Origin of the sequence: Bradyrhizobium sp. WSM471 (assembly GCF_000244915.1) — a bacterium.
GTDB lineage: Bacteria > Pseudomonadota > Alphaproteobacteria > Rhizobiales > Xanthobacteraceae > Bradyrhizobium.
In genome coordinates, this window is record NZ_CM001442.1 from 3,687,399 (window position 1) to 3,702,423 (window position 15,025).

A 15,025-nucleotide genomic window follows, 5' to 3' on the forward strand; every position below is an offset into this window, starting at 1 on the left:
AGGAAATCGATGTCAGCGCAAAGACACAAGACCGGTGCAGCCGGCGAATCTACAATCGACATTGCCGCACTCCGTGCGCGCTATCGCGATGAGCGCGATCGTCGCCTGCGCACCGAAGGCAAGGCGCAATATGTCGAGGTGACCGGCGAGTTCGGGCGCTATCTCGACGATCCCTGGGCCAATTCCGGATTTGCGCGCGAGGCCGTCAGCGAACAGACCGAGGTGCTGATCGTCGGCGGCGGCTTCGGCGGCCTTCTGTGCGGCGCGCGACTGCGCGCGGCCGGCATCGATGATTTCCGGGTCGTGGAAAAGGCCGCTGATTTCGGCGGCACCTGGTACTGGAATCGATACCCTGGCGCGGCCTGCGATACCGAGAGCTACATCTACCTGCCGTTACTGGAAGAGACCGGCTACATGCCGGTGCGCAAATATGCGCGAGCCCCCGAGATCTACGAACATTCGCGCCGCATCGGCCGTCACTTCGATCTCTACGAGCGCGCGCTGTTTCAGACCGTCATCACGCGCATGGAATGGCAGGAGTACGAGGCACGTTGGCTGGTCGAGACCGATCGCGGTGATTGCATCCGCGCGCGCTTCGTCATCCTTGCTGGAGGCCCACTGAGCCGTCCGAAGCTGCCGGGCATTCCCGGTATCAAAAACTTCAAGGGACACAGCTTCCACACCAGCCGCTGGGATTACGCCTACACCGGAGGGACGGCCGAAGGTGGTCTGACCGGTCTTGGCGACAAACGCGTCGGGATCATCGGCACCGGCGCCACGGCCGTGCAATGCGTGCCGCATCTCGGCCGCTCGGCCAAGGAGCTCTACGTCTTCCAACGTACGCCGTCAGCGATCGGCGTGCGCGACGACCGCCCGACGGATCCGAGCTGGGCGCAGGGGCTCAGGCCTGGCTGGCAGCGCGAGCGCATGGATAATTTCACGGCGGTGATCTCGGGCGAGCCATTCGAACAGGATCTGGTGCAGGACGGCTGGACCGGCCTGCTCGGCGAGATCCTGCTGGCGCCGCGCCGCCAGAAGCAGCCGGTGACCTCGATCGAGGAGGCGCTCAAGGTCATCGAGCAGGCCGATTATCGCAAGATGGAAGAGATCCGGGCGCGCGTCGATGCGATCGTCAAGGACGAGGCGGCGGCTTCGGCGTTGAAACCCTGGTACAAGGCCTTCTGCAAGCGGCCGTGTTTCCACGACGAATATCTCGACACCTTCAATCGCCCCAACGTGCATCTCGTCGACACCAGGGGACAGGGCGTCGATCGCATCACCGAGAACGCGGTCGTGGTCGACGGCCACGCCTACGAACTCGACTGCCTGATCTATGCCAGCGGTTTCGAGGTCGGCACCGACTACGCCCGCCGCATGGGCTTCGAGGTCTACGGCCGTGACGGCGTGAGCCTGTCCGAGCGCTGGCGCGACGGCGTCAAGACGATGCACGGCTTCTACAGCCGCGGCTTCCCGAACTGCTTCCTGATCGTCATGGTGCAGGCCGGCCAGAGCGCCAACTTCCCGCACATCATAGACGAGCAGTCGCAGCACATCGCCTACGTGATCGCCGAGGTGCGCAAGCGCAAGGCGCGAACCCTCGAGCCGACGCTAGCGGCCGAAAACGCCTGGGTCGAGGAGGTGGTCAAAGCCGCGCTCGGACGCCAGACCTATCTCGCCGAATGCACGCCCGGCTATTACAACAATGAAGGCGTGTTCGATCCGATCGCGGCGAGAAACAGCCAGTATTGGCGCGGGCCGGTGGCATTCCTGCGGCTGCTCGACAAGTGGCGCAAGGAGGGCAATTTGGACGGACTGGAACTGTCGTATGATCACGCCATGGAGTCGGCGCCTTCGTCCGGGTAAGCTCGGGCATTGGATCGCGCCAGAGAGAGGACATTGGACATGATCAGGGGCAGAACTGTAACTGCGGCGGTTTTCGGGGCGATGACGCTGCTCGGCTGCCTCTCGCCCGCCGCCCACGCCGCGCAATGCGGCAGTTCGCCGGCCGGCTTCGAGGCCTGGAAGCGCGAGTTCAGTGCGGAAGCGCAGGGCAAAGGCGTCGGCCAGACCGCGCTCGGGGCGCTGATGCAGACCAATTACGCTAGTGCCACCATCGCGGCCGACCGCGGCCAGCGCAGCTTCTCGCTGACACTCGACCAATTCCTCGCCAAGCGCGGCGCCACTACCATCGTCGCCAAGGGGCGCCAGCTCAAGCAGTCGCAGGGCGCCTTGTTCGCCTCGATCCAGCAGCGCTATGGCGTTCCGCCGGGGCCGCTGATCGCGATCTGGGGCATGGAGACCGGGTTCGGCAGCCAGCGCGGCAACCAGAACATGCTCTCCTCGATTGCGACGCTCGCCTACGACTGCCGCCGTCCCGAATTCTTCACCGACCAGCTCTATGCGGCGCTGAAGCTGATCGATCGCGGCACGCTGTCGGGGGCAACCCGCGGCTCGATGCACGGCGAAGTCGGCCAGACCCAGTTCATGCCCAAGAACATCCTGGCCTACGGCACCGGCAATCTCGAAGTTGCCGCCAATGCGCTGAACTCGACGGCGAATTTCCTCAAGGCCCATGGCTGGCGCGCAGGAGCCGGTTACCAGCCGGGCGAGCCGAATTTCGCCGCCATCGAAGCCTGGAATGCCGCCGGCGTTTATCAGAAAGCGATCGCCCTGATGGGACGGCAGATCGACGAGGGCGGAGGAGCGGCCGCCTCGCGTTGAGCAGCTCAGCAAGGCGTGATGCGCCGGCAAGAGAAAGTTGTTGCCAACTGGAACCGACGGCACGAGGTTTGCTTTGATCGAACAGGGCTGGGCATGAGGAGACTCAACATGGCAACCCAGATCGTGATGGACCAGACTGGCGACACGCGCCACGAGTTTGATCCTGGCAATGCCGAAGCGCTGGCGCGGGCCGAACGGCGCTTTCGGGAGCTCACCGGAGCGGGCTTCACCGCCGCGCTGCGAACCGGACCCGGCGAAGTCACCCGGATCCGATCGTTTGACCCGACCGCGCAGGAAACGCTGTTCTATCCCCGCCTGGTCGGCGGTTGATCTGAGCTGCTCATGATCGCGGCAGTCTGGCTCCGCGCGCCGGCGCGTGCGCGTCTGCATGCGCTACGCGAACTCTATCGGCGCTTCTTCGGCGAGAACACGCCGGATGCCCGCGGCCGCCGGCTTCTGGCCGAATGGCTGTCGCCGGCGCAGCGCGCGCAATTCGAGCAGCACCGGCATTTCGATGTCGTCGGCTGTGATACCGGCAAGACCTATCGCATCCACTATGGCACGGCCGCCAATGTCCATGAGATCGACGCGGCCGGCAATGCGGCGATGGGGTGGTGCTTCGTCCCGTCAGGCTTTCTCGTTCCCGGCGACGTGATGCTCGCGCAGAAGATCGCGCTCGAAACGGACGAAAGGGGAGCTCTCGCGCTCGCCAACAGGTTTCCGCCCGCAACGCATTCGGAGCATTTCTACCGGCGGCCGTTCTAGGGCAAGGCTATCAGTGCACGGCTATCAGTAATGTGTGGTGCGATAGGCATCCACCGCGTGCGCTGCAAAAACACCGACGCTGCAAAGCGCGAGCAAGGCCGAGATCAGCTCGATCATAGCTCGTCCTCCTGCGGCGGCAGGGCGACGAGGTGCTGACAGCAGGAATAATCCCAGATCAGGTTGAGGAAGAATTGCATGGTGGCCGTCCCTGTATGATTTTGACAACCAGATAACCGACCATCTGTTTCAGGCGTGTTTCGTCGCATCTGGAAACGGGTTTCGTGGGGGAACCCGGGCTGGTTTGTGCGCTGCGGAGCCGCTACATCCCGCTCTTGCTCAACCCTGTTAGCCGCGAGGCGGCGCATCACACTGCGAGGCGAAATCATGGCGCGGATCGAGTGGTTCGACGATCTCACCATTGGAATGCAGTTCAAATCCCCCGAAGTTCATGTCACCGAGGCCGACATCAAGCGGTTCGCGGCCGAGTTCGATCCGCAGCCGATGCATCTCGACCACGAAGCCGCCAAGCAGACCCTGTTCAGGGGTCTCGCTGCCTCGGGATGGCACACCGCCGCGATTGCCATGAGCCTTGCGATCCAGACCCGCCCCTTCGGCCCGCATCCGCTGATCGGCGCCGGCGTTGACGGGCTGCGCTGGACCATCCCGGTACGGCCCGATGACCGCCTGCATCTGGTCGGGGAGGTCATGAGCCTGACGCCGTCGAAATCGAAGCCACAGGGCATCGCACTGGTGAAATGGACGATGTTCAACCAGAACGGCGAGGAGGTTTACACCTTCACCCCGATCGCGATCGTGCCGCGGCGGGAGTAGGGCAGGGGCAGCGCCCTACGCGGTCGCCGAAGCCCTTGCGGGTCACCGGCAGAGGTGGTCATCTCGGTCCGGGGAACACGATGGAGGCTGACATGAAACGATTTCTCCTCGCCGCTGGGTTGCTGGCCGGCGCCTTGGGCGCCGTCGCTTTGACCGCAAGTCCGGTGCAGGCGCAACAATCCAAGGTTGGCGACTGGACCATCGAGAAGCGCACGCAGGACGCACATTGCAATGCGAGCCGCGGCTACAAGGACAAGCAAGACGAGAACCGGGACTACGTCATCGTCATCACCTATTCCGAGAAAGCTATCGTCATCGTGATGATCTATGACGGCTGGGAGTGGGACAAGGTCGGCGAGATCCTCCGGGCTGACGTCGGTACCGACGACGCCGATATCATGAAGAAGGCCAAGTGGGAGGTCATGGACAAGACCACCGTTCGCGGCATCTTCGAATACGATCAGTCCATGATGGATCGGCTGTCCAAGGCCAAGCGTCTCTCGCTCGATTTCGAGGACGATGATGACGACAGCATCGAGATGCAGGTGCCGCGTGCCGGTGAAGCGCTGGCGGCGCTGAAATTCTGCGAGGAGAATCGCAAGTAAATTGCCGGAGCCCCATGCGAGGCCCAGGGGTCGGTGGCGACAGGGTTCTGCAGCGCGACCGACGCCTGACTGATCGCACGCGTGACTCATCGCACACAGTCCGCGCGCTGTTCGCTTTTATCCTAGTCTTTGGCGAAAACGTCCAAGCCGCATCCTGCGGTTGACGTTACGCAAGGACGATGTTCGATATTCCAGCATTTCGTTGCAACGTTTTCTCCCCGTCGAAGCCGGCCATTGAACGGCCCGTCTCCTTCGCCAGTCCCCGGATAGCGATCTTTCTCGCACGCCCGAGCCATACGCAGATTGCGTCGTCCGGCCGATGACAATCCTCCACGCAAATCGGTTCTCGTCCCTCGTCGGCGCGATTTACGACGCGGCGGTCGATCCCGCGCTGCGCAGCGGGGTGCTGGAACGGGTTGCGCATTTCGTCGGCGGATGTGCCGCGACCATCCTGTCCAGGGACAGAGCCAGGCTTTCGATCGAGATCCAGGAGCATTTTGGCACCGAATCCCGCTTCCGCCAGCTTTATCGCGACCGATATGTGGAGCTCGACCCTCTGCTCGATCGTCATCTCACGCTCGCAGCGGGGCAGACGATCGGCGTAGCCGACATCATGCCTCATGCGGATTTCCTGGCAACGAGCTTCTATCGCGAGTGGGTGGAACCGCAAGGAGCGATAGACCTTGCAACCGTCGCGATCGAGACGTCGGCCACGCGCACCACGATTCTGCAGGTGTTGCGCCACAGGTCGCACGGACTCGTCGACGAGCCGATGCGTGAGCGCATGCGGCTGCTTGCTCCGCACCTCCAGCGCTCCAGAGCCATGGGCCGGCAGATCAGGGCCCGCTCGCATACCGTTGACGACCTTGCCGATGTCTTGGATGGGCTGAGCACGGCGATCTGCCTGCTCGACGCAGATGGTCGGGTCGTGCATGCCAACGCAGCATGCCGCGGGCTGTTCGCCGATGCCAACCTGCTCACAATGGTCGGAGACCGGATCGTGGCCCGCAACACCCAGACCGACAAAATATTCCGCGGCCTGTGCGGAATCGATGCAGGCCGAGAAACTCGTTCCGCTGCCCGCCGTCAGATCGGGCTTGCGACATCAGTTGATGGGCAGCACTATCTGCTCCACGCTTTTCCCTTGAAGCGCGATCGCAGTCCATCGCGAGATGCTGCAGCCACGGTGCTGTTCGTGCAGAAGGCATCGGCGGCGACATGGCTCGCAGCCGATGCGATCGCTGCGGCCTTCAGGCTGACACCGTCAGAACTGCGCGTATTGATGGCCATTATCGAGATCGGCGGCGTTCCCGACATTGCGGCAAAGCTCGGCATCGCCGAAACGACCGTGAAGACGCATCTCGGCCGCCTGTTCGAGAAGACCGGCGCCGGCAGGCAGGCCGATCTGGTCAAGATTGCCACCGGCTTTGCCGTTCCATTCGCGCCTCGAACGAACGACGGTGACGATACCTTGTGATCCATTTCACATGGCTCGCCGGCATGTGCCGCAATCTCAATCCATTGTGATGAGCCGAGCTCCCCTGTCCTCCGAATGCAGGACGCGAGTCATTTGATACTTTCGTATATCGCTTCCAGAAAAGTGAAGAGCAGCAAGCGCCGCGAAGCGATGCCGCGACGGCATCGAACGCGAGGGTGAGGAAACGACAGCGCGTGGCCGGACCTGCTCGTCGGTTGGAGGATTGCAGTGAGCCAGTTTGATTTTTCAGTTATTAACGTTTCAACGAACGAAATTCCCGAAAACGAACGTATCCCGCTGCTTCGCGATTTCTATTGCCGCGGGGTGTTGAAGGCGGAGGTCGAGGTGAGGGAAGGAAAGCCGTTCGCGGCGAGCTTCACGTCCCACGTCTTGCCGGAAGCCCAATTGCTGATCGGAGGATTGTGCGGAGCGCGCGTCGTTCGCACCAAGCATCTGGTTGCCGATGGGGACGACAGCCTGGCCCTGATCGTGAATCGATCTGGCGTGCTTGGGATATCCGAGCGGGGACACGATCTGAGCCTTCGTGCGGGAGAGGCGGTCCTGACCAGCGCGGAGGACGTCACGACGTTCGAGCGATTGTCGCTGGGTAGCTGCTTCTCGCTCCGTGTGCCGAGACGCGTGCTGGCGCCGATGATCGTGGACGTCGATGACGCCGTGATGCGTGTCATGCCGGAGAGCTCGACGGGACTTCGATTGCTGGTCGATTACGCGGTGACGCTGGTGCGGGAGAAGGCGTTCGCGATGCCCAATTTGCGCCAGCTCGGGGTCGGGCATCTGCACGATCTTCTGGCAATGGTCCTCGGTGCCACCAACGAGCCGCGGGAGCTGGCCGGGCGCCGCGGCGTCAAGGCGGCACGGCTGCAGAAGGCGAAAGTCTCCATCGCCAACAATTGCTGGCGGCAGGACCTGTCGGTGGCCACGGTCGCCCAGGAGCTCGGCGTGACGCCGCGCTATCTCCAGCGCCTGTTCGAGGCCGACGGCAAGACGTTCTCGTCCTTCCTGATCGAACAGCGCGTCAAGCGTGCGCATCGCATGTTGCGCGAACCCGGATACGCCGAGCGGACGGTCAGCTCGATCGCCTACGATGTCGGCTTCGGCGATCTCTCCTATTTCAACCGCTGCTTCCGGCGAACCTATGGCGCCACTCCGAGTGACGTCAGGAGCGGTGACATGCCGTGACCGTGCGCGATTGAATTTCAGTCAAATGCCGATTGGAGACGGCACGGGCGTGCGCCGCCCGCAGTTGGAGTGTTGCATGCGCCGTTTTTTCTTTGATCTTATGCTCGGCAATATCGTGAAGATCGATCCGGGTGGCATGGTGTTCGAATGCCCCGAAGCGACATTCGTGGTGGCCAACGAGATGGCAAGCCACCTGTTCGTCTGGCGCGACGATTTGCGCGGCCGCGATGCCTGCATCCGGGTCAGAGACACCGACGGGCGCGAGATCTATCGCGCCGCGGTCTGGTCGGAGAATGTGGAGAAGGTCGGCTGGGACGAGATGTGAGCGTCCCGGTGCGGTATCGCGACTCTGCATCAGTAGCACCCGAACGGATATCCGTTCGTTGCCCGGCCGGCGTCCTCCGATCGGAGGATGCCGCATGCTGAGGTTGTGGTATGCTTGGTGATATTGATCACCCAGGCCATTTATAGCCATGCACGGACCGCGGAAGCTGCCCGACCTCGTCGAGGCCATCTACGATGCCGGACTCGATCCTTCGCTGTGGCACAACGTCGTCACCGGCATCCGCGACTTCGTCGGCGGCCAGGCCTGCGGACTGTTTTCCAAGGATTCCATCAGCAAATTCGGCGTCACGCACTATTATTGCGGGGCGGACCCGCACTATATCCAGCTCTATTCCGAGACGCATTCGAAGTTCGATCCGCTGACCGTCCTGCCGCCGCACGGCCAGATCGTCAGCATTCCGGATCTCGTCAATTTCGATGAATATCGGCGCGGACGCTTTTACCAGGAATGGATGCGGCCGCAGGGTTGCAGCGATGCGGCCAACGTCGTGCTCGACAATTCGAATGCGAGCTGCCCCGTGATGATGACGGTGCTGTCGGGCCGCCGGATGGTGGATCCGGTGATGAAGCACCGCCTCTCGCTGATCGTCCCGCACGCCAGCCGTGCGTTGCTGATCAACCGCGCCATGACCTCGCAACTGACGTTGGCGACGGCGTTGGCGGAGGTCCTGGACAATCTGGCCTGCGGCATCTTCCTGCTCGATGGATTCTGCCGGGTGGTGCACGCGAATTCCGCAGGACACGTCTTGCTTGCGGCCGACGATCTGGTTCGGTCCGTTGCCGGGCAATTGGTGACCAGCAGTGCGGAGGCCAATCAGACGCTGCGGGAAGCGTTCGCGACCCGCAATGAAATTGCCCTGCTTGCCGCAAAGGGGCAGGCGTTTTCGCTGCTTTCGCCCTCGGGCGAGCGCTACGTCGCGCACATCCTGCCGCTGTCTTCGGTCCTCCGGGACGGCAGCGAGCGGGTGGTCGATGCCGTCGGTGCGCTGCTCCTGCGCAAAGTATCGATCGGCGGACAATCCTACGGCGAATTGATCGCGCGGACCTTCGACCTTACACCGGCCGAGCTGCGCGTGTTCCTGTCGATCGTCGAGGTTGGCGGCGTCCCGGAGACGGCGGTCGCGCTCGGTATCGCAGAAACGACGGCGAAGACGCATCTGCATCGCGTGTTCGCCAAGACGGGCGTTTCGCGTCAGGCCGATCTCGTCAAGCTCGCGGCAGGATTCTCCAATCCGCTGATCAACTAGGCTGCCAATTGGGCCCTCAGGATTGAACCTTTCGCTCCATCGCCAGACTCACAGGAGCCGCCGGGCATGAAGAACATGTCGCCATCTCCATGTGTCACCATTGGCTCTTCCGATGCCCCGACCTCCAAAACCGTCCGAGTTGATCGAGACTATCTATGACGCGGGTCTCCAGCCGGAGTTGTGGAGCGAGGTCGTTGTCAAGCTCAATGCTTTCATCGGCAGCCGGGCCTGTGGTCTGATTTCGAAGGACCCGGTCAGCAAATCAGGCGCGACGCATTATTATTGCGGGGTTGATCCGCACTACATTCAGCTCTATGCGGAGACCTACGCCCGGTACGACCCGCTCGCTCGGCTTCCGCGCTATGGCGAGGTGCGGAACATCCCCGATCTCGTGGATTTCGACGAATATCGCCGCGGCCGCTTCTACCAGGAATGGCTGCGCCCCCAGGGCTGCGTCGACGTCGCCAATGTGGTGCTGGAGCAGTCGAAGTCGCCGTGTCCGATGCTGATGACCGTGATCCCCGGCAGGGAGATGCTCGACGCCGAGCAGCGGGCGCGGATGCAGTTCCTGGCTCCGCATGCGAGCCGGGCGCTCTTGATCAACCGGGCGATCGAGCGGAAGCAGCAGCGGGCGATCGCGCTCGCCGACGTCGTGGACCGACTGAATGCCGGTGTCATCCTGCTCGATTCGACCTGTCATATCGTCCACAGGAATCCGGCTGCGGACACGATCCTGGCCGTCGACGATGTCCTGCGGTCTGTCTCGGGCCGGCTGGTGGCAAGATCCTCCGCTGCAAATTCGGCCCTGCGCGATATTTTCCGTGACACAAGCGAGGTCGCGTCGGCGGCATCTTCGGGACGGAAAATTCCGCTGATGTCGCATGACGGTTCTTACTATGTCGCGCACGTGATCGCGCTGCCGTCATTGCTGCGCGAGGGTGTGGCCGAGCGAAGTTCGGCCATCGGAGCCTTGTTCATTTGGAAGGCGGAACTCGACGGCCGCTCGAGTGCCGGTCTCATTGACCACACCTTCCAACTCACGCCTGCGGAACTGAGGGTCTTGCAGTCGATCGTCGATGTCGGCGGCGTGCCGGAGACGGCGGTTGCGCTCGGCATCGCGGAGACGACGGTGAAGACGCATCTGCATCGCGTGTTCGCAAAGACCGGCGTTTCTCGTCAGGCCGATCTCGTCAAGCTCGCTGCTGGATTCTCCAATCCGCTCGTGCACTGAGATGCGTTCAAAAACGCAGGCGAGTCGCTGCAGCTCGCAATAGGTTCAATCAGAAGCATCATTAGAAAGTTATCGCGCGTCGTTCGATCGAATGACGCGATGTTCTGCGCTCTATTCTACTGAACATCACACGGTCTGTTGTTCGACGGGTCAGGCATTCGTGTGAAGCAACTCACTGCAGGCGGAAGTGGATCCCGTCAATCTCTCGAACAGGTTGAGAGGAGATTGTCATGCGAACGGGGTCACCAGTTCTGACAGGCAGGTTCCGCGATATCGTCGCCCGCATAGGCGCGATACTCCGCGCGCAGCGGGAAATCGACGCGCAGCGCGTGTTGCGGCGCTATCGCCACCTGCTGGACCAGCCGCACGAAGCGCCGTGTCTGAATGAAATTATGCACGTCTCCCGTGAAGAGGATACTTTTGAAAATGCCAACGGAGTTGATCCGCGCGAGCGCACGGCCGGCCACCCCAAATTCGAACGTGCGTGACGTCAGCATCGTCGCGATCGCGCTGACCGCGGCGCTCGTTGCTCTCCAACTGGTCGGCCTCGCGATGCTGGAGCGATCTCACGCTTACGCGATGCATCCGTCGGCTCCACTTGAGCCGGCCGTCTGCACGGAGAGCGCCGGGGTCCCTGTCTCGCAAATTCCGTACGACTGACCCGGAGGGCGGATTGTGCCTGATGTCACGACTCTGATGCTGCTCAGCGTTGCCGTGTTCGCCGGCGCCTTCGTCTCCGGGCTCTCGGGCTTTGCCTTTTCCGCGGTGGCGGGCGCCATCCTGCTCCGGGTGTTTCAGCCGCTCGAAGCCGTGCCGCTGATGATGGCGTGCAGCATCGGCGTGCAGGCCACCAATCTGTGGGCGCTTCGGCGCAATATTCGCTGGGAAGGCAGTCTGCTGCTGATCGTCGGTGGCTTGATCGGCGTTCCCATTGCGGTGTCGCTGCTCCAGAACACGGATACGCATCTGCTCCGGCGCGGCTTCGGCATCATCGTTGCGCTCTATGCGGCCTACATGCTGCTGCGGCCGACGCTGGTGACGGCCGGCGAGGCGGTCGGGCGGCACTGGGTCGCATTGATCGGGTTCGGGGGAGGACTGGTCGGCGGGTTGACTGCGATGCCCGGCGCGATTCCGACGATCTGGTGCGACATGCGCGGTATGCCCAAGAGCGAACAGCGTGGCCTGGTGCAGCCGTTCATCGCCGCGATGCAGCTGTTCGCGATCGCGCTGCTGGTCGGACATCAGGATCTGTCGTCAAAAGTCTTCGTCGATCTCGCGGTGAGCCTGCCGGCGCTGTTCGCAGGCTCCGCGCTCGGCGTGATCGCGTTCCACAAGGTCAACGAGACGGTCTTTCGCAAGACCGTGCTCGTTCTGTTGTTGCTGTCGGGAATTTCCCTGATCTAATGCCCGACGGTTTGCACCGGCGCCGCGCTGGTGTCGCTGCCGTGATGCGTCAGCGGCTTCATGCCGGTGACGGTCCGCAGCAGCACATAGAACACCGGCGTCAGGAACAGACCGAATACGGTGACGCCGATCATGCCGGAGAACACGGCGACGCCCATGGCGCGCCGCATCTCCGAACCTGCACCGGTAGACAGCACCAGCGGCAAGACGCCCATGATGAACGCCATCGACGTCATCAGGATCGGACGCAGCCGCAGCCGGCTCGCCTCGATCGCGGCCCGGATGGGCGTGCGGCCTGCGAATTCGAGCTCGCGCGCGAATTCGACGATCAGGATCGCGTTCTTGGCCGAGAGTCCCACCAGCACGATCAAACCGATCTGGGTGAAGACGTTGTTGTCGCCCTTGGAGATCCAGACGCCGAACATCGCAGCCAGCAGACCCATCGGCACGATCATGATGATCGAGAGCGGCAGGGTCAGGCTCTCATAGAGCGCGGCCAGCACAAGGAAGACCAGGAGGATCGCCAGCGGGAACACCCACAGTCCGGAATTGCCGGCGATGAACTCCTGATAGGTCAGGTCGGTCCATTCGAAGGCAAAGCCGGGCGGCAGCGTCTCCGCCGCGATCCGCGTCGCGACCTCCTGCGCCTGTCCGGAGGAGAAGCCGGGAGCAGCCGCCGCGTTGATATCGGAAGACAGGAAGCCGTTGTAACGGATCGCGCGCTCGGGTCCGGCGCTCTGGCGAACGCTCAACAGCGCCGAGAGCGGCACCATATCGCCCGAGGACGAGCGCACCTTCAACTGCCGGATGTCGTCGGCGCGCGCGCGGAACGGCGCGTCGGCCTGCACCCGGACCGAATAGGTGCGGCCAAACTTGTTGAAGTCGTTGACGTAGTAGGAGCCCAGGTAAATCTGCAGCGTATTGAACACCTCGGTCACGGGCACGCCCAATTGGAGCGCCTTGGTGCGGTCGATGTCGGCGAACAGCTGGGGCACGTTGACCTGGAAGCTCGAGAACACGCCGGCGATCTCCGGCGCCTTCTGCATCGCCGCCATGAACGCCTTGGTCGCCTCGTTCAGCGCCTCATAGCCGAGACCGGCACGGTCCTCGATCTGCAGCTTGAAGCCGCCGATGGTGCCGAGGCCGTTGACCGGCGGCGGCGGGAACATGGCGATGAAGGCTTCCTGGATGCCGGCATATTTCTTGTTCAGCTCAGCCGCGAGCGCGGGGCCGCTGAGCGAAGGATCCTTGCGCTCGTCGAACGGCTTGAGCGTGGAGAACACGATGCCGGCATTGGAGGAGTTGGTGAAGCCGGCGATCGACAGGCCCGGAAAGGCGACGGAACTCTCCACACCGGGCTGGGTCAGCGCGATGTCGCTCATCTTGCGGATCACCTCTTCAGTGCGATCGAGCGATGCACCGTCGGGCAGCCGCGAGAAGCCGACCAGATATTGCTTGTCCTGGCCCGGCACGAAGCCGCTCGGCACCTGCTGGAACAGGAGCGCGGTCACGCCGACCAACACCACATAGAGCCCCATCACTGCGGCCTTGCCCGAGATCACCTTGGTGACGGTTCCGCTGTAATTCTCCGACGAGCGTGTGAACACCTTGTTGAAGCCGCGGAAGAACCAGCCGAGGCCCTTTTCCATGATGGTCGTCAGCCGGTCCTTCGGCTCGTTGTGTCCCTTGAGCAGCAAGGCCGACAGCGCCGGCGACAGCGTCAGCGAGTTGACGGCGGAAATCACCGTCGAGATCGCGATCGTCAGAGCGAACTGCTTGTAGAATTGCCCGGTGAGGCCGGAGATGAAGGCGAGCGGCACGAACACCGCGATCAGCACCATCGCAATCGCGATGATCGGCCCCGACACTTCGCGCATCGCCTGGTAGGTGGCGTCGCGCGGCGACAGCCCTCCCTCGATGTTGCGTTCGACGTTCTCGACCACGACGATGGCGTCGTCGACGACGATGCCGATCGCAAGCACGAGGCCGAACAGGCTGAGTGCGTTGATGGAGAAGCCGAATACGTGCATCACGGCGAAGGTGCCAACGATCGACACGGGCACGGCCAGCAGCGGAATGATCGAGGCGCGCCAGGTCTGCAGGAACAGGATCACCACCAGCACCACCAGCGCGATCGCCTCCAGCAGCGTGTGGATCACCGCCTCGATCGACGAGCGGACGAATTGGGTCGGGTCGTAGACGATTTGGTAGGACACGCCTTCCGGCATGTTCTTCTTGATCTCGGCCATGGTGGCACGGACGTGATCGGATATCTCCAGCGCGTTGGAGCCGGGCGCCTGAAAGATCGGGATCGCCACTGCCTGCTTGTTGTCGAGCAGCGAGCGCAGGCCGTATTCGGACGCGCCGAGCTCGATGCGGGCGACGTCGCGCAAGCGCACGACTTCGCCACGCGTACCGGTCTTGACCACGATGTCGCCGAATTGCTCTTCATTCGCGAGCCGCCCTTCGGCATTGACGGACAGTTGCAGGTCGATGCCCTTGATGTTCGGGGAGGAGCCGACTACGCCGGCAGCGGCCTCGACGTTCTGCGCCTGGATCGCCTTGACGATGTCGCTCGCAGTCAGTCCGTGTTCGGCGGCCTTCTGCGGATCGACCCAGACCCGCATCGAATAGTCGCCAGCGCCATAGAGCTGGACGTCGCCGACGCCGTCGATCCGTGCAAGGCGGTCCTTGACGTTGAGCACGGCGTAATTGCGCAAATACGTCATGTCGTAGCGGCCGTTGGGCGACAAGAGATGCACGACCATGGTGAGGTCGGGCGACGACTTCTTGGTGATGATGCCGAGCTGGCGCACCACGGCCGGCAGGCGCGGCTCGGCCTGCTGCACGCGGTTCTGCACCAGCTGCGTCGCCTTGTCGGGGTCGGTGCCGAGGCGGAACGTCACCGTCAGCGTCATCGCGCCGTCGGTGGTGGCCTGGCTCGACATGTAGAGCATGCCTTCGACGCCGTTGATCTGCTCCTCGATGGGAGTCGCCACCGTCTCGGCGATCACCTTGGGATTGGCGCCGGGATAGGTCGCGCGCACGAGGACGGAGGGCGGCACGACGTCGGGATATTCCGAGATCGGCATCGCGAACAGCGAGATCAGGCCCGCGAGAAAGATCAGGACCGACAGCACACCGGCAAAAATCGGACGATCAATGAAGAACTTCGAGAGATTCATGGCTTTGCCCCTGC

At 62.9% G+C, this 15,025-nt stretch carries 14 protein-coding genes; 12 read left to right on the plus strand and 2 right to left on the minus strand.

Translation table 11 applies throughout. The annotated features are described in order from the left end of the window. The first annotated feature begins 9 nt into the window (after window positions 1–9). From BRA471DRAFT_RS16115 to BRA471DRAFT_RS16165, 11 genes are all read left to right on the plus strand, one after another. On the plus strand, window positions 10–1,863 hold the full coding sequence (locus BRA471DRAFT_RS16115; RefSeq protein WP_007608957.1) for an NAD(P)/FAD-dependent oxidoreductase: 1,854 nt from the start codon (window positions 10–12) through the stop codon (window positions 1,861–1,863). Window positions 1,864–1,902: 39 nt separating this feature from the next. Continuing rightward, a complete protein-coding gene (locus tag BRA471DRAFT_RS16120) occupies window positions 1,903–2,721 on the plus strand; it encodes a lytic transglycosylase domain-containing protein (protein WP_007608958.1) in 819 nt (272 codons plus the stop codon). A gap of 108 nt (window positions 2,722–2,829) precedes the next feature. After that, window positions 2,830–3,051, plus strand: coding sequence for a hypothetical protein (locus BRA471DRAFT_RS16125; RefSeq protein WP_007592399.1), 222 nt, complete (start codon window positions 2,830–2,832; stop codon window positions 3,049–3,051). A gap of 12 nt (window positions 3,052–3,063) precedes the next feature. Beyond that, window positions 3,064–3,486 carry a hypothetical protein gene (locus BRA471DRAFT_RS16130; RefSeq protein WP_007608959.1) on the plus strand — a complete coding sequence of 141 codons (423 nt, stop codon included), beginning with the start codon at window positions 3,064–3,066 and terminating at the stop codon, window positions 3,484–3,486. A gap of 384 nt (window positions 3,487–3,870) precedes the next feature. Then, on the plus strand, window positions 3,871–4,317 hold the full coding sequence (locus BRA471DRAFT_RS16135; protein WP_007608960.1) for a MaoC family dehydratase: 447 nt from the start codon (window positions 3,871–3,873) through the stop codon (window positions 4,315–4,317). Between the two features lie 92 nt (window positions 4,318–4,409). Continuing rightward, window positions 4,410–4,922, plus strand: a complete 513-nt coding sequence (locus tag BRA471DRAFT_RS16140; RefSeq protein ID WP_007608964.1) for a hypothetical protein — start codon at window positions 4,410–4,412, stop codon at window positions 4,920–4,922. A gap of 319 nt (window positions 4,923–5,241) precedes the next feature. Beyond that, complete coding sequence (locus tag BRA471DRAFT_RS16145; RefSeq protein ID WP_007608965.1) at window positions 5,242–6,399, plus strand: LuxR C-terminal-related transcriptional regulator; 1,158 nt, start codon at window positions 5,242–5,244, stop codon at window positions 6,397–6,399. 228 nt (window positions 6,400–6,627) lie between these two features. Next, window positions 6,628–7,599: an AraC family transcriptional regulator gene (locus BRA471DRAFT_RS16150; protein ID WP_007608966.1), complete on the plus strand. Its 972-nt coding sequence runs from the start codon at window positions 6,628–6,630 to the stop codon at window positions 7,597–7,599. A gap of 76 nt (window positions 7,600–7,675) precedes the next feature. Next, the gene (locus BRA471DRAFT_RS16155; RefSeq protein WP_007608973.1) at window positions 7,676–7,924 is read left to right on the plus strand and encodes a hypothetical protein; all 249 of its coding nucleotides are present in this window, start codon (window positions 7,676–7,678) and stop codon (window positions 7,922–7,924) included. Between the two features lie 148 nt (window positions 7,925–8,072). Next, complete coding sequence (locus tag BRA471DRAFT_RS16160; protein ID WP_007608974.1) at window positions 8,073–9,191, plus strand: helix-turn-helix transcriptional regulator; 1,119 nt, start codon at window positions 8,073–8,075, stop codon at window positions 9,189–9,191. A gap of 112 nt (window positions 9,192–9,303) precedes the next feature. After that, window positions 9,304–10,422: a helix-turn-helix transcriptional regulator gene (locus BRA471DRAFT_RS16165; protein ID WP_007608975.1), complete on the plus strand. Its 1,119-nt coding sequence runs from the start codon at window positions 9,304–9,306 to the stop codon at window positions 10,420–10,422. Window positions 10,423–10,664: 242 nt separating this feature from the next. Here BRA471DRAFT_RS16165 and BRA471DRAFT_RS38880 read toward each other — a convergent pair whose 3' ends face one another. Further along, on the minus strand, window positions 10,665–10,919 hold the full coding sequence (locus BRA471DRAFT_RS38880) for a hypothetical protein (RefSeq protein ID WP_198287885.1): 255 nt from the start codon (window positions 10,917–10,919) through the stop codon (window positions 10,665–10,667). Between the two features lie 178 nt (window positions 10,920–11,097). On the opposite strand from BRA471DRAFT_RS38880, the gene BRA471DRAFT_RS16175 reads away from it, so the two are divergent. Then, entirely contained in the window at window positions 11,098–11,826 is a 729-nt protein-coding gene (locus BRA471DRAFT_RS16175; protein WP_007608979.1) for a sulfite exporter TauE/SafE family protein, read from the plus strand. Here the strand turns inward: BRA471DRAFT_RS16175 and BRA471DRAFT_RS16180 are convergent. Continuing rightward, on the minus strand, window positions 11,823–15,011 hold the full coding sequence (locus BRA471DRAFT_RS16180; RefSeq protein ID WP_007608983.1) for an efflux RND transporter permease subunit: 3,189 nt from the start codon (window positions 15,009–15,011) through the stop codon (window positions 11,823–11,825). The two genes, BRA471DRAFT_RS16175 and BRA471DRAFT_RS16180, sit on opposite strands and share 4 nt — an antisense overlap. Between the last annotated feature and the right edge of the window lie 14 nt (window positions 15,012–15,025).

Bases quoted from the DNA above. Each gene is read 5' to 3' on its own strand.
- BRA471DRAFT_RS16135 (WP_007608960.1), top strand. From the start codon at position 3,871: ATGGCGCGGATCGAGTGGTTCGACGATCTCACCATTGGAATGCAGTTC.
- BRA471DRAFT_RS16160 (WP_007608974.1), top strand. From the start codon at position 8,073: ATGCACGGACCGCGGAAGCTGCCCGACCTCGTCGAGGCCATCTACGAT.
- BRA471DRAFT_RS16130 (WP_007608959.1), top strand. From the start codon at position 3,064: ATGATCGCGGCAGTCTGGCTCCGCGCGCCGGCGCGTGCGCGTCTGCAT.
- BRA471DRAFT_RS16140 (WP_007608964.1), top strand. From the start codon at position 4,410: ATGAAACGATTTCTCCTCGCCGCTGGGTTGCTGGCCGGCGCCTTGGGC.
- BRA471DRAFT_RS16155 (WP_007608973.1), top strand. From the start codon at position 7,676: ATGCGCCGTTTTTTCTTTGATCTTATGCTCGGCAATATCGTGAAGATC.
- BRA471DRAFT_RS16125 (WP_007592399.1), top strand. From the start codon at position 2,830: ATGGCAACCCAGATCGTGATGGACCAGACTGGCGACACGCGCCACGAG.
- BRA471DRAFT_RS16115 (WP_007608957.1), top strand. From the start codon at position 10: ATGTCAGCGCAAAGACACAAGACCGGTGCAGCCGGCGAATCTACAATC.
- BRA471DRAFT_RS16165 (WP_007608975.1), top strand. From the start codon at position 9,304: ATGCCCCGACCTCCAAAACCGTCCGAGTTGATCGAGACTATCTATGAC.
- BRA471DRAFT_RS16180 (WP_007608983.1), bottom strand. From the start codon at position 15,011: ATGAATCTCTCGAAGTTCTTCATTGATCGTCCGATTTTTGCCGGTGTG.
- BRA471DRAFT_RS38880 (WP_198287885.1), bottom strand. From the start codon at position 10,919: ATGCTGACGTCACGCACGTTCGAATTTGGGGTGGCCGGCCGTGCGCTC.
- BRA471DRAFT_RS16120 (WP_007608958.1), top strand. From the start codon at position 1,903: ATGATCAGGGGCAGAACTGTAACTGCGGCGGTTTTCGGGGCGATGACG.
- BRA471DRAFT_RS16145 (WP_007608965.1), top strand. From the start codon at position 5,242: ATGACAATCCTCCACGCAAATCGGTTCTCGTCCCTCGTCGGCGCGATT.